Here is a 20,134-nt window from a genome sequence, read left to right as displayed (position 1 = left end):
TTACATGCCGATCAGGAAGACCTCACCCCGTCCTTGTCGGAACTGTCAGATCGGGGCGACGCAGGGATCGCGAGCGGGGTGACGACGGCGAGCAGCACCGCGGGAACGAGGAAAGCAGCAGTCGGATCCGCCGAGTACACGGGCGTGAGTGCCAGGGGAGCGAAGGCACCACCGCCGAACCGGAAGGCCTGCACCACCGACACCGCGCCGCCGCGGTTGGCCCCGGGATCGCCCAGGACGGCGGCATTGACACCGACAAGCACGCATTGCGAGGCGACGCCCGCGAGGAACCATGCGACGGCGACGATCGTGAGGTTCGTCACGGTGCCGACGGTGACCACCAGCACTGCGCCGGCGAAGGAGCCGATCAGGACGGTGCGCCGCGCGCCGATTCGGTCGACGAGGATCCCGACGCGACGGGCGGTGAGGATGCCGGCGAACCCGAGCACGGTGAGCAGGGCGCCGCGCTCCGACGGGGTGAGGGCGAACACGTCCTCGGCACGGAAGGCGAGGAGGAAGTTGAGGCCGCCGATCGCACCCCAGCCGAGCAGCGCCACGATGCCGATGCGGACGATGCGGGGACGCAGCGCGTCGCGGAGACGGGCGGGTTCGCTGGTGGTGTCGTCGTCGACGGTGCCCGGTAGGCCGATGCACGCGAGTGCCAGTGCGGCCGCGGCGAGCACCACGAAGGCCCATCGCCAGTCGATCTCGGCGGCGAGCCCGCCGACGAGCGGCGCGAAGGTCAGCCCGGCGGCCTGCAGGGCACCGAAGAGACCCAATGCGCGCCCGAGCCGATTCTGCGGTGTCAGGGAGGCGAGGGCCGCGAGCAGCAGCGGTGTGGTGAAGGCGTTGGCCGCGCCCTGGAGCATGCGGGCACCGAGCAGCACGGTCAGGGTGGGGGCGAGCGCGGCGGCGACGGACACCACCGCGTAGGCGAGGTAGGCGAGGCGGACCGTGCGGGCCCGGCCCCAGCGGGCACCCAGGGTGCCGGAGAACAACATGGCGGCGGCGAAGACGCCGAGGTAGGCGGTCACGGAGGTGGCCGCGGTGGCGGCCGTGACACCGAGGTCGGCGCCCATCTCGGGGAGCATCGAGACGACGACGCTGCCGCCGAACGGGCCGAGGAAGCCGCCTGTGTAGAGCGCCGCGCGCGGGAGTGCCGCGCGCAGGGCGCTCACTGGGCGAGTCCGCCGGGACCGCGTCGACGCAGGTAGCGCTCGAATTCGGCGGCGATGGCGTCGCCGTCGATGTTGGAGATGTCGTCGGTGATGTCGGATTCGGCTTCGGCGTCGCCGCGTTCTTCGAGGCCGCGGACGTAGTCGGCGACGTCTTCGTCGTCGTCGGTCATCTCGGTGACGGCCTGTTCCCATTCTTCGGCGAGGACGGGCAGTTCGCCGAGGGGAACTTCGACGTCGAGGATGTCTTCGAGGCGGCGGAGGAGTTCGACGGTGGCTTTGGGGTTGGGCGGGTGCGAGACGTAGTGGGGCACCGCTGCCCAGAAGGACACGGCGGGGATGCCGGCACGGACGCAGGCGTCCTGGAGGACGCCGGTGATCCCGGTGGGTCCTTCGTAGCGTGATTTTTCGAGGTTGAAGCGTTTGGCGGCTTCGGCGCTGTACGCGGTGCCGGTCACCGGGACCGGCCGGGTGTGGGGGGTGTCGGCGAGCAGTGCGCCGAGGAGGATGACGGTGTGGACGCCGATGTCGTCGATGAGTTCGATGATGGCGTCGCAGAAGCTGCGCCAGCGCATGTTGGGTTCGATGCCGCGGAGCAGCACGATGTCGCGGTCGCTGCCGGGGAGTGCGCACACGGACAGGCGGGTGGCGGGCCAGTCGAGTTCGCGGCTGACGCCGTCGACGAGCCGGACCTGGGGGCGGTTGACCTGGTAGTCGTAGTAGTCCTCGGAGTCCAGTTCGGCGAAGGGTTCGGCGTCCCAGATCAGTTCGAGGTGTTCGACGGCTCCGCTGGCGGCGTCGCCTGCGTCGTTCCATCCTTCGAACGCGGCAACGAGCACCGGATCACGGAGGACAGGTACGTCCTGGTCCGGGGTGTCGGAATTCTCGCGTGCATTCACTCGTCCAGCCTACGACCCGGGCCGGTTCGTCCGCCCACTAGTCTGGTGGGCATGTCCACCCCATTGCACTCTGTCTTGCTCGATGCGTTGAAGCGGCGCGTTGTCATCGGAGACGGGGCGATGGGCACGATGTTGCAGGCCGCGGACCTTTCGCTCGACGATTTCCGCGGTTTGGAGGGGTGCAACGAGATTCTCAACGACTCTCGGCCCGATGTGATCCGGGGGATCCATCGGGCGTATTTCGAGGCCGGCGCAGATGTGGTCTCGACGAACACCTTCGGCTGCAACCTGCCCAATCTCGCCGACTACGACATCGCCGACCGCATCCGTGACCTGTCCGAACGTGGCGCCCGTCTGGCCCGTGAGGTGGCCGACGAGATGGGCCCGAGCGACGACGGGATGCCCCGGATGGTGATCGGCTCGATGGGGCCGGGTACCAAGCTGCCGAGTTTGGGGCATGCGCCCTACGCGGTGTTGCGGGATGCCTACGCGGAGGCGGCTCTGGGCATGATCGACGGCGGCGCCGATGCGATCCTGGTGGAAACCTGCCAGGACCTGTTGCAGGCGAAGGCCGCGATCGTGGGTAGCCGCCTGGCGATGGAGCAGGCGGGCCGGCGACTGCCGATCGTCACCCATGTCACGGTCGAGACCACGGGCACGATGCTGCTCGGTTCGGAGATCGGTGCGGCGCTGACAGCGCTCGAGCCGTTGGGCATCGACCTGATCGGGCTGAACTGCGCGACCGGCCCGGCGGAGATGAGCGAGCACCTGCGGTACCTGTCGCAGCACGCGCGGATCCCGGTGTCGGTGATGCCGAACGCGGGGCTGCCGGTGCTGGGGCCGAACGGCGCGGAGTACCCGCTGGGGCCGGAGGAACTGGCGTCGGCGTTGGCCGGGTTCGTCGCCGACTACGGGCTCGCGTTCGTGGGCGGATGCTGTGGCACGACTCCCGAGCATGTCCGGCAGGTGGCCGCGGCGGTGCGTGAGGTGACGCCCGCCCCGCGGACGCCGGTGCCGGAGCCGGGTGTGTCGTCGCTCTACACGGCGGTGCCGTTCGAGCAGGACGCCTCGATCCTGATGGTCGGCGAGCGCACGAACACGAACGGCTCGAAGGCGTTCCGGGAGGCGATGCTCGCCGCGGACTGGCAGAAGTGCCTCGACATCGCGAAGGACCAGATTCGCGACGGCGCGCACATGCTGGACCTGAACGTCGACTATGTGGGACGTGACGGTGCCGCCGACATGGCGGAACTGGCGTCTCGGTTCGCGACGGCCTCGACGTTGCCGATCATGATCGACTCGACGGAGCCGGACGTGATCCAGGCCGGTCTCGAGCATCTCGGTGGCCGGTGCGCGGTGAACTCGGTGAACTACGAGGACGGCGACGGTCCCGGCTCGCGGTTCCAGCGGATCATGCAGCTCGTCGTCACGCACGGCGCGGCGGTGGTCGCGCTGACGATCGACGAAGAGGGTCAGGCCCGTACCGCAGAGCACAAGGTGCGGATCGCCGAGCGCCTGATCACCGATCTGACAGAGAACTGGGGGCTCGCGCCGGAAGACATCATCGTCGACGCGTTGACGTTCCCGATCTCGACGGGGCAGGAGGAAGTACGCCGCGACGCGATCGAGACGATCGGCGCGATCCGCGAGCTGCACCGGCGACACCCCGAAATCCACTTCACGCTCGGTATCTCGAATGTGTCGTTCGGTTTGAATCCGGCGGCCCGGCAGGTGCTCAACTCGGTGTTCCTGAACGAGTGCACCGAAGCGGGGCTGGATACGGCGATCGTGCATGCGTCGAAGATCCTGCCGATGGCACGCATCCCGGAGGAGCAGCGGCAGGTCGCGCTGGACCTGGTCTACGACCGTCGCCGCGAGGGATACGACCCCCTGCAGAAGCTGATGGAACTGTTCGAGGGTGTGTCGGCGGCGTCGGCTCGGGAGTCGCGTGCGCAGGAACTGGCAGCGCTGCCGTTGTTCGAGCGGCTCGAGCGGCGCATCGTCGACGGTGAGCGCAACGGCCTCGAGGACGATCTGACGGAGGCGATGACCACGACACCGCCGCTGACGATCATCAACGACACGTTGCTGTCGGGGATGAAGACGGTCGGTGAACTGTTCGGGTCGGGGCAGATGCAGTTGCCGTTCGTGTTGCAGTCCGCCGAGGTGATGAAGACGGCGGTGGCGTTCCTCGAACCCCACATGGAGTCCACCGGCGCCGACGGTAAGGGCCGCATCGTGCTGGCGACCGTCAAGGGCGATGTGCACGACATCGGCAAGAACCTGGTCGACATCATCTTGTCGAACAACGGGTACGAGGTGGTCAACCTCGGGATCAAGCAGCCCATCGCCACGATTCTCGATGCAGCCGTCGACAAGAGAGCCGACGTGATCGGGATGTCCGGTCTGCTGGTGAAGTCGACCGTGGTGATGAAGGAGAACCTCCAGGAACTCAATGCCCGCGGGGTGGCGGAGCAGTTCCCGGTGATGCTCGGCGGCGCGGCACTGACCCGCAGCTATGTGGAGAACGATCTCGCGGAGGTCTACGAGGGCCAGGTGTCGTACGCGCGCGATGCGTTCGAGGGCTTGTCGTTGATGGACAAGGTGATGGCCGTCAAGCGGGGCGAGGCCCCGGCACCCGACAGCCCGGAGGCGCTGGAAGAGGCCCGGAAGGCCGCCGAGCGCAAGGAGCGGCACGATCGCAGCAAGCGGATCGCGGAGAAGCGCAAGGCGGAGGAGGCACCGGTAGTGGTGCCCGCGCGGAGCGATGTCGCGGCGGATCTTCCGGTGCCGACCCCGCCGTTCTGGGGTACCCGCGTGGTCAAGGGCATCCCGTTGGCCGACTATGCGTCGCTGATCGACGAGCGCGCGCTGTTCCTCGGACAGTGGGGTCTGCGTGGGCAGCGGGGCGGCGACGGCCCGACCTACGAGGAGTTGGTGGAGACCGAGGGCCGGCCGCGGTTGCGGTACTGGCTGGACCGGTTGGCAACCGAGGGGATCTTGCAGCACGCCGCCGTGGTGTACGGCTACTTCCCGGCGGTGTCCGAGGGTGACGACGTGGTGGTACTCACCGAGCCTCGCCCGGACGCGCCGGAGCGGTTCCGGTTCACGTTCCCGCGGCAGCAGCGGTCCCGGTTCCTGTGCATCGCCGACTTCGTGCGGTCCCGGGAAGATGCGCTCGCGTCGGGGCAGGTCGATGTGTGGCCGTTCCAGCTGGTGACGATGGGGCAGCCGATCGCCGACTTCGCGAACGAGTTGTTCGCGGCGGACGCGTACCGCGACTACCTGGAGGTGCACGGTATCGGCGTGCAGCTCACCGAGGCACTGGCGGAGTATTGGCATCGCCGGATCCGGCAGGAACTGGCGTTCGCCGGGGGCGGGACCGCCGCCGACGAGGATCCCGACGAGATCGCCGAGTACTTCAAGCTCGCCTATCGCGGGGCCCGGTTCGCGTTCGGGTACGGCGCGTGCCCGAATCTCGAGGATCGCATCAAGCTCGTCGAATTGCTCGAGCCCGAACGTATCGGCGTGGAACTGTCGGAGGAATTGCAGTTGCATCCCGAGCAGTCCACCGACGCGTTCGTGCTGCACCACCCGGAGGCCAAGTATTTCAATGTCTGATCAGCTCGAATCCGGTTGCGCTGCACCGTTGGTCGGGACTGCCCGGCTGCAGGCGGTGCTGTGGGACATGGACGGCACGTTGCTCGAGTCCGAGCAGTTGTGGGACATCGGGATGCGCGAGTTGTCGTTGCATCTCGGTGGCCCGATGAGTGAGGAGACCCGGCGCGCGACGATCGGCGGACCGCTCGACCTGTCGGTGTGGCGGGCGTTCGCCGGTCTCGGTCTCGAGCCGACCCCCGACGAGCAGACCGCCGCCGAGGACTGGCTCAACGCGTACATGGCCGGGTTGTTCGCCCAGGGTCTGCGGTGGCGACCCGGCGCGCAGGCGGCACTCGATGCGGTACGCGAGGCGGGGCTGGGGCAGGTGCTGGTGACCAACACCGGCCGTCGGTTGTGCGACGTCGCGCTCGAGACGCTCGGCCGGGACCGCTTCGACCACACGGTGTGCGGTGACGAGGTGCCGGCGGGCAAACCCGACCCGGCGCCGTACCAGCGGGCCGCGGAACTGCTCGGCGTCGATCCGGCGCAGTGCCTGGCAATCGAGGATTCCCCGACCGGCGCGACGTCCGCCGAGGCCGCGGGCTGCGCGGTGCTGGTCGTGCCGTCGCTGGTGGAGGTGCCCGGGTCGCCGCGCCGGGTGTTCCGGTCCACACTCGAGGGTCTGACGGTGGCGGACCTGCGTGAGTTGCACGGATCGGGATCGCGCTGACATGGCGATTCCCAAGATCGTGTTGTTCTACGCGTTCACGCCGCTGCCCGACCCGGAGGCGATCCGGTTGTGGCAGCACAGCCTCGCGTCGTCGCTGGGGCTGACGGGCCGGATCCTGATCTCCGAACACGGCATCAACGGCACCGTCGGTGGGGACATTGCCGCGGTGAAGCGCTACGTGCGCGGACTGCGCGGCTATCGGGCGTTCAAGGACACCGACGTCAAGTGGTCCGACGGCACCGGCCACGACTTCCCGCGCCTGTCGGTCAAGGTGCGCCCGGAGATCGTGACGTTCGGGGTGCCCGACGAGGTGAAGGTCGACGAACACGGTGTGGTGGACGGCGGCACCCCGTTGTCGCCACGCGCCGTGCACGAGTTGGTCTCCGAGCGCGGCGACGAGGTGGTGTTCTTCGACGGACGCAACCGGTTCGAGGCGGAGATCGGACGGTTCCGGAATGCGGTGGTGCCCGAGGTGGAGACCACCCGCGATTTCGTCGCCGAACTCGACAGCGGCCGTTACGACCATCTCAAGTCCCGTCCGGTGGTGACCTATTGCACCGGCGGGGTGCGGTGCGAGGTGTTGTCGGCGTTGATGCGCAACCGCGGTTTCGAAGAGGTCTATCAGCTCGACGGCGGAATCGTGCGCTACGGCGAGACATTCGGCGACGACGGGCTGTGGGAAGGCTCGCTGTACGTGTTCGACGGCCGCATGAACGTCGAATTCAGCCCGGCGGCAACGGTATTGGGCCGGTGCACCGAGTGCGGAACGCCGACGTCGCGGTACCGCAATCATCCCGATCGCGACGGCCGCGACCTGACGCTGGTGTGCGCGGGGTGCGTCCCGGATCCTGTCGGGTCCTGACGTGCGCGGAGCCCCGCTGCCGGTGCGGGACGGCCTCGGCCCGGACCGGCTGCGTATGCCCGCCGAGACGGACGCGGCGACCATCGTCGAGTTCTTGCAGTCCCGACATCCGGGGGAGGACTGGCAGGCCCGCATGAGCGCCGGTGAACTCGTCGACGAGCACGGCCGACCGGTGGACGCCGGCACCCGCTATCAGCCGACCCGGTTCGTGTACTTCTACCGCGACCCGCCGCCGGAGGTGCCGGTGCCGTTTCCGGTGGAGGTGCTGCACCGCGACGAGCGACTGGTGGTCGTGGACAAACCGCACTTCCTGGCGACGATCCCGCGGGGCACCCACATCCGGGAAACGGTGGTCGTGCGGCTGCGCCGGGAGTTGGACCTGCCGCATCTGGTGCCGGTGCACCGGCTCGACCGGATGACCGCCGGTGTGCTGTTGTGCACCACCGACCCGCGCTGGCGGCGGCCCTACCAGGAACTGTTCGAGCGGCACCTGGTCGCCAAGGAGTACGAGGCGGTCGCTGGATTCCGGCCGGACCTCGCGTTCCCGCAGGTGGTGCGCACCCGCATCGACAAGCAGCACGGTGAGCTGACCGCCGTGCAGAGCTTCACCGCACCGAACTCCGAGACCCGCGTCGAACTGCTCGAGCAACGCGGAGATCGGGCCCGGTACCGGCTGCACCCCCGCACCGGGCGCACGCACCAGTTGCGTATGCACCTGACGGCGCTGGGGATCCCGATCGTGGGGGACAACTTCTATCCGGTGTTCCGGCGCCGCGACCCGGACGACTTCACCGATCCGCTGCGGCTGCTGGCGCGCGCGCTCGAGTTCCCCGATCCGATCAGCGGGGCGACGCGGCGGTTCGTCAGCGCCCGGAACCTCGGGTGGTGAGCCGCGCGTCGGGCGCGGTGGTGTCCTGAATTCGGGGGGAGCGGCGCGGCATGAAACAATCAACCCCTGTGAAGACCTTCGATTCCCTGTTCGCCGAGCTGTCCGAACGTGCTGTGACCCGTCCTGAGGGGTCCGGCACCGTCGCCGCGTTGGACGCCGGTGTCCACGCGCAGGGCAAGAAGGTGATCGAGGAGGCCGGCGAGGTATGGATCGCCGCCGAGTACCAGTCCGATGAGGAGCTCTCCGAGGAGATCTCGCAGTTGCTGTACTGGGTGCAGGTTCTGATGGTGGGGCGCGGTCTGAAGCTCGAGGACGTCTACAAGCATCTGTGACGGCCGGCGCCGCCGCTTCGGGGTGGCTGCCGTCCGTGCCCGTGGACCTCGTCGATTCTTCCCTCCCTTTCCGAAAGGACGTTCGTCATGCTGCGCGTCGCAGTTCCCAACAAGGGCTCGTTGTCCGAGTCTGCCGCCGAGATTCTGCAGGAGGCCGGGTACCGGCGCCGCACCGATTCGCGGGATCTGACGGTCATCGATCCCGTCAACGACGTCGAGTTCTTTTTCCTGCGCCCGAAGGACATCGCAATCTATGTCGGGTCCGGTGAGCTGGATCTGGGGATCACCGGCCGTGACCTGGCCCTCGATTCGGGTGCGCCCGTCGCGGAGCGGCTCTCGCTCGGGTTCGGGCGGTCCTCGTTCCGGTACGCCGGCCCCAAGGGCCGCGACTGGACGGTAGAGGACCTGCACGGGCTGCGGATCGCCACGTCGTACCCGAATCTGGTGCGCCGTGACCTCGAGTCCCGCGGTCTCGACGCGACCGTGATCCGGCTCGATGGGGCGGTGGAGATCTCCATCCAGCTCGGGGTGGCCGACGCGATCGCCGACGTGGTCGGGTCGGGTCGCACGCTGCGGCAGCACGATCTGGTGGCGTTCGGTGAGTCGCTGTGCGATTCGGAGGGTGTGCTCATCGAGCGGGAAGGTTCCGATCGCGGCGACCGGGCCCGCAATCAGCTCATCGCCCGGCTCGAAGGCGTGGTCTTCGCGCAGCAGTATGTGATGCTCGACTACGACTGCCCGAAGCACCTGCTCGAGCAGGCGGTGCAGGTCACGCCGGGACTCGAGTCCCCGACGATCTCCCCGCTGGCGAACGACTCGTCGGTCGCGGTGCGGGCCATGGTGCCCCGCAAGGACCACAACGCGGTGATGGATCGTCTCGCCGAGATCGGGGCGCGCGCGATCCTGGCGTCGAACATCCGGTCGTGCCGCGCGATGCGCGCCGCCGAATAGCTCTCCGGAAGAAAACTACCGGCGGGCACATCCCGTTTTCTGGCCTCAGGTGCGGTCCCGCGTCAGCGGGGCCGCACCTGCACGTTCTGGGCGATGCGGCCCAGTGCACCGGCCTCGTCGTAGAGCACCCCGGCGGTCATACCGACGCCGTCGGGACCCACGGACGTCTCGGCGGAGATCCCGACCCACGTGGGGTCGGGAGCGCGGAACAGGTGCACGGTCAGTTCGGTGTTGAGGAACAGCCAGCGGGTGGGGTCGAGCTTGGAGCCGACACCGTTGGCGACGTCGGCGACGGTCATCAGCCGGTCCAGCCCGGTGGGGGTTTCGCCCTCCACCAGCGGCAGCGCGGCACAGACCCACGCCGCGGAGGGACCCGGCACCCCGAATTCGGTGACGACCCGCCACTCGAGGGTGGAGATGTACCCGCCTGACCACGCCGGGTGACCGACCGAGCCCGCGGGGACGGTGTCGACCGGCGGCAGCGGCGGCTCCGAGGTGCGTGCCACGTCGGGCAGGTCGACGGTCTCGAGCCGCCAGCCCGTGCCCCGCGCGACGGCCCGGGCGGTGCCGTCGGGGGCGGTGGCCCACAGCTCGGCGACGACCAGTTCGATCTTGCGGCCCGGCCGGTCGATCCGGGTACGCACCTCGAGGTCGGTGAGCGGAACCGGACCGAGCAGGTCGACGGTGATGCGCGTCAATCGGGTGCCGGGACGCGGCCGGTGCCGTTCGAGCGCGCGGGCGAGCAACGCGGAGGGCGGCGCGCCGTGCTGCAGATCGGGTCCCCAGGTGCTGACGGTGTGCTCGGTGGGCCGGAAACGTTCGATGCTCACGTCGGGATCGGCCCCGGGATCGGCGGGGACGGGGACGTAGTACGCGGCGGCGCTCACTGCAGGAACTCCTTGTGGGGATGGGACGGCACGGCGCCCGGTGGGAACCGGGCGCCGGATCCGATGATGGCAGCCGCGGCGCCGCGCGGCACACACCGGGTGCGCCGCCGCCGGTGAGGGCGTGATCGGTGGGGGGCGTGGTCGGCCGCCGGGCGCGACCTGGCACGCTAGAGAGCCGGGACCGGCACCATGCGGGGTCCCGCGCGCCGAGGTCGGCGCGGTGATCGGACGAAGGTGGACACGGTGATGGCAGAAGGCGGACTCGGGCGCAGCGGACCCTTCCAGGTGGGGGACCGGGTGCAGTTGACCGACGCCAAGGGCCGCAAATACACCGTGGTGCTCGAAGAAGGCAAGGAGTTTCACACCCATCGCGGCGGGATCGTGCACGACGCCCTGATCGGCGCGGACGAGGGTTCGGTGGTGACCTCGACCAACGGCACCCCGTACCTGGCGTTGCGGCCGCTACTGGTCGACTATGTGCTGTCGATGCCGCGCGGCGCGCAGGTCATCTACCCGAAGGACGCGGCGCAAATCGTGCACGAAGGCGACGTGTTCCCCGGTGCGCGGGTGCTCGAGGCGGGCGCCGGGTCCGGGGCCCTGACGTGTTCGCTGCTGCGAGCAGTCGGCCCGGAGGGCAAGGTGATCTCGTACGAGGTGCGCGAGGACCATGCGGTACACGCGGTGCGCAACGTGGAGACCTTCTTCGGTGAGCGGCCCGCAAACTGGGATCTGACGATCGGGGATGTCGCCGACTACGACCTCGAGGCACACGGTCCGGTGGACCGGGTGGTGCTGGACATGCTCGCGCCGTGGGATGCGCTGCCGGCGGTGGCGAATGCACTGGTGCCCGGCGGGGTGTTGATCGTGTACGTGGCGACGGTGACGCAGTTGTCGAAGGTGGTCGAGGCGATGCGGGAGCAGACGTGCTGGACCGAACCCCGGTCGTGGGAGTCGATCGTGCGTGGCTGGCACGTGGTGGGGCTGGCGGTGCGGCCGGAGCACCGGATGCAGGGACACACCGCGTTCCTGGTGTCGGCACGCAAGCTCGCCGCGGGCACCGTCACCCCGAAGCCGCAGCGCCGGGCCGGCAAGGGCTGACCCTGCGGCGTCCGGGCGCGGCCGAGCCGACAGCCGGGTCGGCTGCAGCCGTACTCAACGCTCGCCGAGGTGGTGACCGATCCCGAGAGCCCGGGCCACCGCCGTCATCGCCCGGGACATCCGGGACGGCATGGAACCCGGCTCCGGGATGCCGACCGGTCTGACCCGCCCGTTGTGCAGCGCGGCGATCCGCCAGGCGCCGTCCTCCTTCACCGCGACGAGCGTCTGGCGCGAAAGCCGCCGCTTCGGCAAGTGGGCCCGCCAGGGCATGAGCACGGAGCCGGTCGCGTGCAGGAGCGCGACGTCGGGACTCAGGTAACGGGTCGACTCGACGCGGCCGACGAGTGCGGAGCCGCTCAGGACGCCCCTGAACAGCCGGTCGTGGTTGTCGACCATGTCCTTCCGACCGCGCGCGTGAGTGCTGTCGTAGGAGACGTAGTCGCTGTCCTCGGTGAAGCACGCCCCGTAGGCGGCCGCGTCGCCTGCTGTCCAGGCGGCGCACATCCGGTCGAACAGTTCGTTCAGCCTCGCATCCGCAGTTCGGGTGACGACCGTCATCGGGCTTCCTCCTTCGCCTGCCGCGGGTGGGTGGGCCCGGCGCGGCCTGCGCCTCGGAGGAGCGCAAGGCCACGGAGGCGGGTCGTGCGCTCCTCGAGCTCATCGGTCGCCCGGGACAGAAAGGTCAGCACTGCGTCGACCTGGTCCGGGGTCATGCCGTCCGTGAGGCGGTCGAGAGCCGGGCCGTTGTCCTCGAAGACGGCAACGAGCTCCGCGACCCGCTCCGGGACGGGCGTCAGGAGTTGCCGTCGTCCGTCGGTGGGGTCCGGACGGCGGCGCACGAAGCCGGCCGACTCCAATCGGTTGACGACTCCGGTGACGGCGCCCGTGGTGAGCCCGGTCATCGCGGCAAGGCGGCTGCCGGTGAGCTCGCCGTGCTGGAGCAGCAGGTCGAGGCACTTGTGGTCGGAGGGCCCGAGCCCGAGCCGCTCGGCCATCGCATGGTGGTACAGCACCGTGGCCGTGCTGTGCCGGCGCGTCGACTGCGCCAGGTCTGCGTCGGTCCGTCGAGCCATCCATCTCACCTATTCGCTTAGAATCTAAGCGAATAGCTTTACTGCCTCCGATCGGTCTGTCAACCCCACAGGCAGCCGTACTCAGCTGCAGGTGATGCGGCCCATTTCCAGGATCGAGCAGGCGGCGTCGTCGTCGAGGACCCAGCGGCCGTCGTCGGTGAGGCTGAACTGAAGGGGCATGGGGGCGCCGCCGTGCGGTCCGGCGACCTCGGTGTCCGCGGTGACGGTGTCGTCGTCGACGACGGTGACCTCGCCGACGGTGCCGGTGAGCGGGTAGCCGGCGAGCACGCCGGTGAACTGGTCGAGTTCGGTGCGGTGCTCGTCGCCGTCCTCGACGACGGCGACGCGGTCGTCGGTGCTCGCGGCGGGGTCGAAGAACACGTCCACCGACTGCTGCAGGACCGCGGCGTCGACCGGGGCCGCGGCGGCAGTGGTCGCGGTGGTGGTGCTCGTGCTCGTGGCTGTGGTGGCGGTGGTGTCGGTGGTGTCGGTATCCGACGACGAATCGGAGCAGGCGGGCAGCAGTGCCAGGGCGGCCACGGCAGCGGCGGTCCACAGGGTGCGGGTGGTCACGGGGGAGGTCCTTTCGGGACACGGGGCAAAAAAAGATAGTTAGGAAAGCCTAACAGCACTGGCTGCGTGTCGGGGATGTACCGGTCGAGCACACCGACACCTGTTCGGTACCCGACGAATTCGTGTCGTCGTACACATTCGGCCAACGCCCGGTAGCGTGGAATGACCACAGTGGAGGGAGTCGCTCATGAACTCACAGAATCCGGATGCGGTTGCGGCGGCACGGGAGATCGAAGAAATGCGCGCGGAGGTCGCCACGCTGCGCCGCATGCTCGCCGAACCGTCCGATCGGGTACGCGACCTCGAAGCTCGCCTCGAGTCCCTCACCGTGCGCAACGGCAAGCTGCTCGAGACCCTCAAGGACGCCCGGCAGCAGTTGATCACGCTGCGGGAGGAAGTCGACCGGCTCGGACAGCCGCCCAGCGGCTACGGAGTGATGCTCGAGACCTACGACGACCACACCGTCGACGTGTTCACCTCGGGCCGCAAGATGCGGGTGGCGGTTTCGCCGAATCTCGAACTCGACGACTTCCGTCCCGGGCAGACCGTACGGCTCAACGAAGCCCTGACCATCGTCGAAGCGGGCGAGTTCGAGCGCGTCGGCGAGATCACCACCTTGCGCGAACTGCTCGACGACGGGCGCCGCGCACTGGTGGTCGGGCACGCCGACGAGGAACGCGTCGTGTGGCTGGCCGCGCCGCTGGCTGCCGCGGCGGCCCGCACCCTCGACCCGGCGAGCACCACGAACACCGACGAGACCGACGGGCCGGACAACTTCAAGCTGCGGCCGGGCGACTCCCTGCTCGTCGACAGCAAGGCCGGATACGCCTTCGAACGCGTGCCGAAGGCCGAGGTCGAAGACCTGGTGCTCGAAGAGGTCCCGGACGTCGACTACGGCGACATCGGTGGCCTGGGCCGGCAGATCGAGCAGATCCGCGACGCGGTGGAACTGCCGTTCCTGCACAAGGACCTGTTCCACGAGTACTCGCTGCGGCCCCCGAAGGGGGTGCTGCTGTACGGACCGCCCGGCTGCGGAAAGACGCTGATCGCCAAGGCGGTCGCGAACTCTCTCGCGAAGAAGATCGCCGAGGCCCGTGGCGAGGATTCCAAGGACGCCAAGTCCTTCTTCCTCAACATCAAGGGCCCCGAACTGCTCAACAAGTTCGTCGGTGAAACCGAGCGGCACATCCGGATGATCTTCCAGCGGGCGCGGGAAAAGGCGTCCGAGGGCACCCCGGTGATCGTGTTCTTCGACGAGATGGATTCGATCTTCCGCACCCGTGGGTCGGGGGTGTCCTCCGACGTGGAGACCACCGTCGTGCCGCAGTTGCTCAGCGAGATCGACGGCGTCGAAGGGCTCGAGAACGTCATCGTCATCGGCGCGTCCAACCGTGAGGACATGATCGACCCGGCGATCCTGCGGCCCGGCCGACTGGACGTGAAGATCAAGATCGAGCGGCCCGACGCGGAAGCGGCACTGGATATCTTCTCCAAGTACCTCACCGAGACCCTGCCGGTGCACGCCGACGACATCGCCGAATTCGGCGGCGACCGCGCCGCGTGCATCCGGGCGATGATCGAACGGGTCGTCGACCGCATGTACGCCGAGTCGGAGGAGAACCGCTTCCTCGAGGTCACCTACGCCAACGGCGACAAGGAAGTCCTGTACTTCAAGGACTTCAACTCCGGCGCGATGATCCAGAACATCGTCGACCGCGGCAAGAAGTACGCGATCAAGTCGGTGCTCGAGACCGGCGCGCCGGGTCTGCGGGTGCAGCATCTGCTCGACTCGATCGTCGACGAGTTCGCGGAGAACGAGGATCTGCCCAACACCACCAACCCGGACGACTGGGCCCGGATCTCGGGCAAGAAGGGCGAACGCATCGTGTACATCCGCACGCTGGTCACCGGCAAGAACGCCAGCGCCAGCCGGGCGATCGACACCGAGTCGAACACCGGTCAGTACCTGTAGGAACACAGACAGTCCCGATCGGCACCGAGGGCCGGTGCCCGCCACGTGCGGGCACCGGCCCTCGGCTCACCGGATCGGCGTCCCGACGCCGCACGCACCCGCATCGCCTAGGCTCGACGCTATGCAGCGGATCATCGGTATCGAGGTCGAATACGGGATCTCTTCGCCTCACGACCCCACAGCGAACCCGATTCTCACCTCCACCCAGGCGGTGCTCGCCTACGCCGCCGCCGAAGGGGTGCCACGCGCCAAGCGCACCCGCTGGGACTACGAGGTGGAATCCCCCCTCCGCGACGCCCGCGGCTTCGATCTGGGCCGGTTCAACGGTCCCGCCCCGGTGATCGACGCCGACGAGGTCGGCGCCGCGAACATGATCCTCACCAACGGGGCCCGGCTGTATGTCGACCACGCCCACCCCGAATACTCCGCCCCCGAAGTGGCCGACCCGCTCGACGCGGTGATCTGGGATAAGGCCGGCGAGAGGGTGATGGAAGCTGCCGCCCGGCACGCGTCGAGCGTGCCCGGCGCACCGCGACTGCAGCTGTACAAGAACAACGTCGACGGCAAGGGCGCCTCGTACGGCACCCACGAGAACTACCTGATGGCACGTCAGACGCCGTTCTCGTCGATCGTGGCGGGCCTGACGCCGTTCTTCGCCTCCCGCCAGGTGATCTGCGGGTCGGGCCGGGTCGGGATCGGCCAGAACGGCGACGAGGCCGGGTTCCAGCTGTCGCAGCGCTCCGATTACATCGAGGTGGAAGTGGGTCTCGAGACGACCCTCAAGCGCGGCATCATCAACACCCGGGACGAACCGCACGCCGACGCCGACAAGTACCGGCGGCTGCACGTGATCATCGGCGACGCCAATCTGGCGGAGATGTCGACGTACCTCAAGGTGGGAACCACGGCATTGGTGCTCGACCTGATCGAAGCGGGCGTGGACCTGAGCGACCTGCAGCTCGCCCGTCCGGTGACCGCCGTGCACCACATCAGCCACGATCCGACGCTGCGCAAGACCGTCGCGCTGACGGACGGCCGGGAGCTGACCGGGCTGGCGCTGCAACGGATCTACCACGAGCGGGCCGCGCGGTTCCACGACGGCACCGACGACAAGCGCATTCTCGACATTCTCGAGAAGTGGGCGATGGTGCTGGACCTGCTCGAACGCGACCCGATGGAGTGCGCGGATCTGCTGGACTGGCCGGCGAAGCTGCGGTTGCTCGAGGGATTCCGGCAACGCGAGAACCTGGCGTGGTCGGCGCCGCGACTGCACATGGTGGACCTGCAGTACTCCGACGTGCGACTCGACAAGGGGCTCTACAACCGGCTGGTGGCGCGGGGGTCGATGCAGCGGCTCGTCACCGAACAGCAGGTGCTCGACGCGGTGCACACCCCACCGTCGGACACCCGGGCCTACTTCCGTGGCGAGTGCCTGCGCCGGTTCGGTGCCGACATCGCCGCCGCGAGCTGGGATTCGGTCATCTTCGATCTCGGTGGGGAGTCGCTGGTCCGCATCCCCACCCTCGAACCGTTGCGGGGCAGCCGCGCCCATGTGGGGGAACTGCTCGACAATGCGCAGTCGGCCGCCGAACTGGTCGATCAGCTCACGCACTGACCACGGCCCACCGGGACGGTGAGCACGCGAGCCTCGTCGTGTCGCCGCCCCGGAAGGGTGCGGCTCGGTAGGGTGGGGGTCTGAAGTAGCGGTGGCCACACCGATCGTCGACCGGTGACGGGAATCGCACGGATACAGGAGGAGGTCGGCGGCTATGGCGCAAGAGCAGACCACACGCGGTGGCGGCGGAGACGACGACGAGGGCGTCGGCGACGGCGGTGCCGGTCAGGAACGTCGCGAGAAGCTCGCTTCGGATACCGACGATCTTCTCGACGAGATCGACGACGTGCTCGAGGAGAACGCCGAGGACTTCGTGCGGGCATACGTACAGAAGGGTGGCCAGTGACAGCGGACCGGTCGTCGTTTTCTTCTCGCGAGGTGCAGCCCCGGCTGCACCTCGCGTCACCTCTGTCCTCGTTTTCCGATCACCTGCGGATCCACGCTCCGGAGCTGCTCCCGGAGAACCGGTTCCGGTTCGAAGCGGCTGACCGGGTGGACATGGCACCGCACGGCACCACGATCGTCGCGCTCACCTTCGCCGGTGGCGTACTGATCGCCGGGGATCGCCGGGCCACCATGGGCAGCATGATCGCCTCCCGCGACGTGCAGAAGGTGTTCGTCACCGATTCGTACTCGGCGGCGGGTATCGCCGGTACCGCCGGGCTGGCGGTCGAATTGGTGCGGCTGTTCGCGGTCGAACTCGAGCATTACGAGAAGATCGAGGGCGTACCGCTGACCTTCGACGGCAAAGCGAACCGCCTCTCGTCGATGGTGCGCGGCAACCTCGGTGCGGCCATGCAGGGCCTGGCCGTGGTGCCGCTGCTCGTCGGATTCGATCTGGATGCGACGGACGCGACGCGCGCCGGCCGGATCGTGTCGTACGACGTGGTCGGCGGCAGGTATGAGGAACGGGCTGGATACCACGCGGTGGGGTCCGGATCGTTGTTCGCCCGGTCCTCGCTCAAGAAGTTGTACCGGGCGGAGGCGGACGAGCCGGCGGCGCTGCGCAACGCGGTGGAGGCGTTGTACGACGCGGCCGACGACGACACCGGCACCGGGGGTCCGGACACCACCCGCGGGATCTATCCGACCGCGGTGGTGATCACCGCGGCGGGCGCCGTGGAGGTGCCCGAGGAAACGTTGTCCGCGCTGGCCCGGGAGATCGTGGCCGAACGTACCGCTGGAGGTGACCTGTGACGCTTCCCTACTATGCGTCGGCCGAGCAGATCATGCGCGACCGCTCGGAGCTCGCGCGCAAGGGCATCGCCCGGGGCCGCAGCGTGATCGCGTTGATCTACTCCGAGGGTGTGCTGTTCGTCGCGGAGAACCCGTCGAAGGCGCTGCACAAGATCAGCGAGTTGTACGACCGGCTGGGGTTCGCCGCGGTGGGCAAGTACAACGAGTTCGAAAGCCTGCGCCGGTCCGGCATCATGCACGCCGACATGCGCGGCTATTCGTACGACCGGCGGGATGTGACGGGGCGGGCGCTCGCGAATGCCTACGCGCAGACCCTCGGGTCGATCTTCACCGATCAGCCGAAGCCGTTCGAGGTGGAGATCTGTGTGGCGGAGGTGGCTCGGGCCGAGGGGGACGAGGTGTCGCAGCTGTACCGGATCACCTACGACGGCTCGATCGTCGACGAACCGCAGTTCGTGGTGATGGGGGGCAATACCGAACCGATCCTCACGGCATTGCGGTCGTCGTACCGTCCCGGGTTGTCGCTCGAGGACGCCGTGGGCGTGGCGGTGCGGGCCCTGCAGCAGCCGGTCGGCAACGACGCGACGCCGCGGGCCCTGGGCCGCGGTGAACTCGAGGTCGCGGTGCTCGAGAGGGCGCGGCCACGCCGGGCGTTCCGCCGGATCTCCGGGGCTGCGCTCGAGGCACTGCTGCCCGCCGGTACCGGTACCGGTACCGAATCCGGCACCGGCGAATCGGGCACCGGCGAGTCCGGTGCGGGCGAGTCCGACTCCGGCCCGGACAGCACGTCGAGTCAGGGCACGGACTGATCGGCCGGCGGCCGGTACACCCGCAACGCGGACGGTAGCGCCCGGAAACCGAAGACGGTGCCGTCGCCGGGCGCTTCTCCGTCGGTGGCCAATGCCACCGCGGGTCCGTCGACGCGCACCGTCAGGGTGGCGGTGTCGTACTGCCGGTACACCGGGGACGCCCCCAGCGTCCCGGTGGCTGCGGCGTAGAGCATCCGTACCCGCGACCAGCGGCGGTCCGCGCTCAGATACCGGACGTCGAGAGTGCCCGTATCGAGCGCCGTCCGCGACATCGGCACCTGGTCACGGGGTGTGTACCGGCCGTTTCCGGCGAACAGCAGCCACCAGGCCGCCGGGGCGCCGTCGAGCCGGCCCCGCATCGGTTCCGCGGTCCGCAACACCTCGATCATCGCCAGTGCCGCCGCCGGCCACTTGCCGATGCGCGGTTCCCATCGTTCCCGCAGCCGCACCGCGTCGGGATAACCGCCGATGCCGGCGGTGTTGACGAACACTCGGGTGCTGGTGCCGGCCGCGCCGGTGACGGTGACTTCGCCGAGTCCGACCGCGATGGCGTGCCCGCCGGTTACCGCCCGCATGGTGGCGGTGTGGTCGTCGGAGCCGAGATCCCGCGCGAAATGATTCAGGGTGCCCCCGGCGAACACTGCCAACGGCAGGTCGTGTGCCCGTGCCGCAGCCGCGACCGCGGCGACGGTGCCGTCGCCGCCGCACACGCCCAATGCCCGGGGCCGGTGGGTGGCGACGAGCGTGTCGAGTCGACCGGCCGGGTCGGGGTCGGTGCCGAGCGCGACCTGCTCGGCGCGGGGAAGACCCTGCCGCAACAACTCTGCGGTCTCGTCGCTGCTCCCGGCACCCGGATTGACCACCAGCAGCAAGCCGTCGCCGCCGTCGAGGGCGGGGGCGGCGACCTCGGTGCGGACCGCGGCGGGCTCGTCGTCGCGCACCGCCCACCAGCGGCGCGTCGACAACGCCACCGCCGCACCGACCGCGGCGCCGACCACCACGTCGCTGGGCCAATGCACCCCGGTGTGCACACGGGAGTAGGCGACCGCCGCGGCGACGGGGGCGAGCACGGCACCCGCGACCGGTGATTCCAGGGCGACCCCGGTCGCGAACGCCGCGGCCGATGCCGCGTGCCCGGACGGGAAGGACGAGGACCGCGGGGTCGGCACGATCCGGCGGGAGAACTTCGGGTCGGTGCGCGCAGGGGGACGCCGCCGCGGCAACAGCGGTTTGAGGACGCCGCTGGCGAGGCCGCTGGCCGCGGCGACCGACAACAGGCCCCGGACGGCGCCACGCCGGGCGCGTCCACCGGCGGCCGCGCACACCGCGGCGCACCCCATCCACAGCACGCTGTGGTTCGCAGCGCGCCCCAGGTCGCGGAAGAACGGATCCGCGGGGGAGGCGCGCAGCGCTCCGCTGCGGTGGAACAGGGCCCGGTCGGCGGACCGGCGGCGCTCGCGAAGGGTCACACC

Annotated in this window: 19 protein-coding genes; 12 read left to right on the top strand and 7 right to left on the bottom strand. The window is 69.2% G+C overall.

All coding sequences use genetic code 11. The annotated features are described in order from the left end of the window. Positions 1 to 11 precede the first annotated feature (11 nt). Entirely contained in the window at positions 12 to 1,178 is a 1,167-nt protein-coding gene (locus tag ACFWU2_RS08990) for an MFS transporter (RefSeq protein WP_378604161.1), read from the bottom strand. Continuing rightward, the gene (locus ACFWU2_RS08985) at positions 1,175 to 2,074 is read right to left on the bottom strand and encodes a PAC2 family protein (protein WP_378604158.1); all 900 of its coding nucleotides are present in this window, start codon (positions 2,072 to 2,074) and stop codon (positions 1,175 to 1,177) included. The genes ACFWU2_RS08990 and ACFWU2_RS08985 overlap by 4 nt, the downstream gene beginning before the upstream one ends. Before the next feature lie 51 nt (positions 2,075 to 2,125). On the opposite strand from ACFWU2_RS08985, the gene metH reads away from it, so the two are divergent. The 6 genes from metH (at position 2,126) to hisG (ending at position 9,438) form a co-directional block, all read left to right on the top strand. Beyond that, positions 2,126 to 5,695: a methionine synthase gene (metH, locus tag ACFWU2_RS08980; protein ID WP_378604155.1), complete on the top strand. Its 3,570-nt coding sequence runs from the start codon at positions 2,126 to 2,128 to the stop codon at positions 5,693 to 5,695. Continuing rightward, on the top strand, positions 5,688 to 6,404 hold the full coding sequence (locus ACFWU2_RS08975; protein WP_378604152.1) for an HAD family hydrolase: 717 nt from the start codon (positions 5,688 to 5,690) through the stop codon (positions 6,402 to 6,404). The genes metH and ACFWU2_RS08975 overlap by 8 nt, the downstream gene beginning before the upstream one ends. 1 nt (position 6,405) lies before the next feature. Then, positions 6,406 to 7,266, top strand: a complete 861-nt coding sequence (locus tag ACFWU2_RS08970) for a rhodanese-related sulfurtransferase (protein WP_378604149.1) — start codon at positions 6,406 to 6,408, stop codon at positions 7,264 to 7,266. A 1-nt stretch (position 7,267) separates the two neighbouring features. Next, positions 7,268 to 8,155 (top strand): pseudouridine synthase, encoded by an 888-nt coding sequence (locus ACFWU2_RS08965; RefSeq protein ID WP_378604146.1) that lies wholly within the window; start codon positions 7,268 to 7,270, stop codon positions 8,153 to 8,155. Between the two features lie 50 nt (positions 8,156 to 8,205). Continuing rightward, complete coding sequence (locus tag ACFWU2_RS08960; RefSeq protein ID WP_206037218.1) at positions 8,206 to 8,487, top strand: phosphoribosyl-ATP diphosphatase; 282 nt, start codon at positions 8,206 to 8,208, stop codon at positions 8,485 to 8,487. A gap of 87 nt (positions 8,488 to 8,574) precedes the next feature. Further along, positions 8,575 to 9,438: an ATP phosphoribosyltransferase gene (gene hisG, locus ACFWU2_RS08955; protein WP_378604143.1), complete on the top strand. Its 864-nt coding sequence runs from the start codon at positions 8,575 to 8,577 to the stop codon at positions 9,436 to 9,438. A gap of 62 nt (positions 9,439 to 9,500) precedes the next feature. Here the strand turns inward: hisG and ACFWU2_RS08950 are convergent, their stop codons facing one another. Beyond that, positions 9,501 to 10,325, bottom strand: coding sequence for a thioesterase family protein (locus tag ACFWU2_RS08950; protein ID WP_378604140.1), 825 nt, complete (start codon positions 10,323 to 10,325; stop codon positions 9,501 to 9,503). Positions 10,326 to 10,571: 246 nt separating this feature from the next. Between ACFWU2_RS08950 and ACFWU2_RS08945 the strand changes: the two genes are divergently transcribed. Further along, positions 10,572 to 11,423: a tRNA (adenine-N1)-methyltransferase gene (locus ACFWU2_RS08945; RefSeq protein WP_378604137.1), complete on the top strand. Its 852-nt coding sequence runs from the start codon at positions 10,572 to 10,574 to the stop codon at positions 11,421 to 11,423. A gap of 54 nt (positions 11,424 to 11,477) precedes the next feature. Here the strand turns inward: ACFWU2_RS08945 and ACFWU2_RS08940 are convergent, their stop codons facing one another. The 3 genes from ACFWU2_RS08940 to ACFWU2_RS08930 form a co-directional block, all read right to left on the bottom strand. After that, positions 11,478 to 11,981, bottom strand: coding sequence for an SgcJ/EcaC family oxidoreductase (locus ACFWU2_RS08940; RefSeq protein ID WP_378604134.1), 504 nt, complete (start codon positions 11,979 to 11,981; stop codon positions 11,478 to 11,480). Beyond that, on the bottom strand, positions 11,978 to 12,496 hold the full coding sequence (locus tag ACFWU2_RS08935) for a MarR family winged helix-turn-helix transcriptional regulator (protein ID WP_378604131.1): 519 nt from the start codon (positions 12,494 to 12,496) through the stop codon (positions 11,978 to 11,980). Before ACFWU2_RS08935 ends, ACFWU2_RS08940 begins: the two co-directional genes overlap by 4 nt. A gap of 81 nt (positions 12,497 to 12,577) precedes the next feature. After that, entirely contained in the window at positions 12,578 to 13,069 is a 492-nt protein-coding gene (locus tag ACFWU2_RS08930; RefSeq protein ID WP_378604128.1) for a nuclear transport factor 2 family protein, read from the bottom strand. A gap of 187 nt (positions 13,070 to 13,256) precedes the next feature. Here ACFWU2_RS08930 and arc point away from each other — a divergent pair, with 187 nt between their 5' ends. The 5 genes from arc to prcA all read left to right on the top strand — a co-directional run bounded on the left by arc (position 13,257) and on the right by prcA (position 18,662). After that, positions 13,257 to 15,041 carry a proteasome ATPase gene (gene arc, locus ACFWU2_RS08925; protein WP_378604125.1) on the top strand — a complete coding sequence of 595 codons (1,785 nt, stop codon included), beginning with the start codon at positions 13,257 to 13,259 and terminating at the stop codon, positions 15,039 to 15,041. Positions 15,042 to 15,162: 121 nt separating this feature from the next. Then, on the top strand, positions 15,163 to 16,656 hold the full coding sequence (gene dop, locus ACFWU2_RS08920) for a depupylase/deamidase Dop (RefSeq protein WP_378604122.1): 1,494 nt from the start codon (positions 15,163 to 15,165) through the stop codon (positions 16,654 to 16,656). Between the two features lie 154 nt (positions 16,657 to 16,810). Next, complete coding sequence (locus ACFWU2_RS08915; protein WP_072698184.1) at positions 16,811 to 17,002, top strand: ubiquitin-like protein Pup; 192 nt, start codon at positions 16,811 to 16,813, stop codon at positions 17,000 to 17,002. Beyond that, a complete protein-coding gene (gene prcB / locus ACFWU2_RS08910; protein ID WP_378604117.1) occupies positions 16,999 to 17,853 on the top strand; it encodes a proteasome subunit beta in 855 nt (284 codons plus the stop codon). The genes ACFWU2_RS08915 and prcB overlap by 4 nt, the downstream gene beginning before the upstream one ends. Then, positions 17,850 to 18,662: a proteasome subunit alpha gene (gene prcA, locus ACFWU2_RS08905; RefSeq protein ID WP_378604114.1), complete on the top strand. Its 813-nt coding sequence runs from the start codon at positions 17,850 to 17,852 to the stop codon at positions 18,660 to 18,662. The genes prcB and prcA overlap by 4 nt, the downstream gene beginning before the upstream one ends. On the opposite strand, the gene ACFWU2_RS08900 is transcribed toward prcA, so the two are convergent. Continuing rightward, positions 18,647 to 20,131, bottom strand: coding sequence for a phosphatase PAP2 family protein (locus ACFWU2_RS08900; RefSeq protein ID WP_378604111.1), 1,485 nt, complete (start codon positions 20,129 to 20,131; stop codon positions 18,647 to 18,649). The genes prcA and ACFWU2_RS08900 overlap by 16 nt on opposite strands. Positions 20,132 to 20,134: the final 3 nt, after the last annotated feature.

Source organism: Rhodococcus sp. NPDC058639, from assembly GCF_042717545.1.
Lineage (GTDB): Bacteria > Actinomycetota > Actinomycetes > Mycobacteriales > Mycobacteriaceae > Rhodococcus.
The sequence above is the reverse complement of the archived record's forward strand: the minus strand, read 5'-3'. Positions and strand labels throughout refer to the sequence as shown.

Excerpts from the sequence above, each read along its gene's own strand:
- metH (WP_378604155.1), top strand. The coding sequence starts at position 2,126 with ATGTCCACCCCATTGCACTCTGTCTTGCTCGATGCGTTGAAGCGGCGC.
- ACFWU2_RS08975 (WP_378604152.1), top strand. The coding sequence starts at position 5,688 with ATGTCTGATCAGCTCGAATCCGGTTGCGCTGCACCGTTGGTCGGGACT.
- ACFWU2_RS08970 (WP_378604149.1), top strand. The coding sequence starts at position 6,406 with ATGGCGATTCCCAAGATCGTGTTGTTCTACGCGTTCACGCCGCTGCCC.
- ACFWU2_RS08960 (WP_206037218.1), top strand. The coding sequence starts at position 8,206 with ATGAAACAATCAACCCCTGTGAAGACCTTCGATTCCCTGTTCGCCGAG.
- hisG (WP_378604143.1), top strand. The coding sequence starts at position 8,575 with ATGCTGCGCGTCGCAGTTCCCAACAAGGGCTCGTTGTCCGAGTCTGCC.
- ACFWU2_RS08945 (WP_378604137.1), top strand. The coding sequence starts at position 10,572 with ATGGCAGAAGGCGGACTCGGGCGCAGCGGACCCTTCCAGGTGGGGGAC.
- ACFWU2_RS08940 (WP_378604134.1), bottom strand. The coding sequence starts at position 11,981 with ATGACGGTCGTCACCCGAACTGCGGATGCGAGGCTGAACGAACTGTTC.
- ACFWU2_RS08935 (WP_378604131.1), bottom strand. The coding sequence starts at position 12,496 with ATGGCTCGACGGACCGACGCAGACCTGGCGCAGTCGACGCGCCGGCAC.
- arc (WP_378604125.1), top strand. The coding sequence starts at position 13,257 with ATGAACTCACAGAATCCGGATGCGGTTGCGGCGGCACGGGAGATCGAA.
- dop (WP_378604122.1), top strand. The coding sequence starts at position 15,163 with ATGCAGCGGATCATCGGTATCGAGGTCGAATACGGGATCTCTTCGCCT.
- ACFWU2_RS08915 (WP_072698184.1), top strand. The coding sequence starts at position 16,811 with ATGGCGCAAGAGCAGACCACACGCGGTGGCGGCGGAGACGACGACGAG.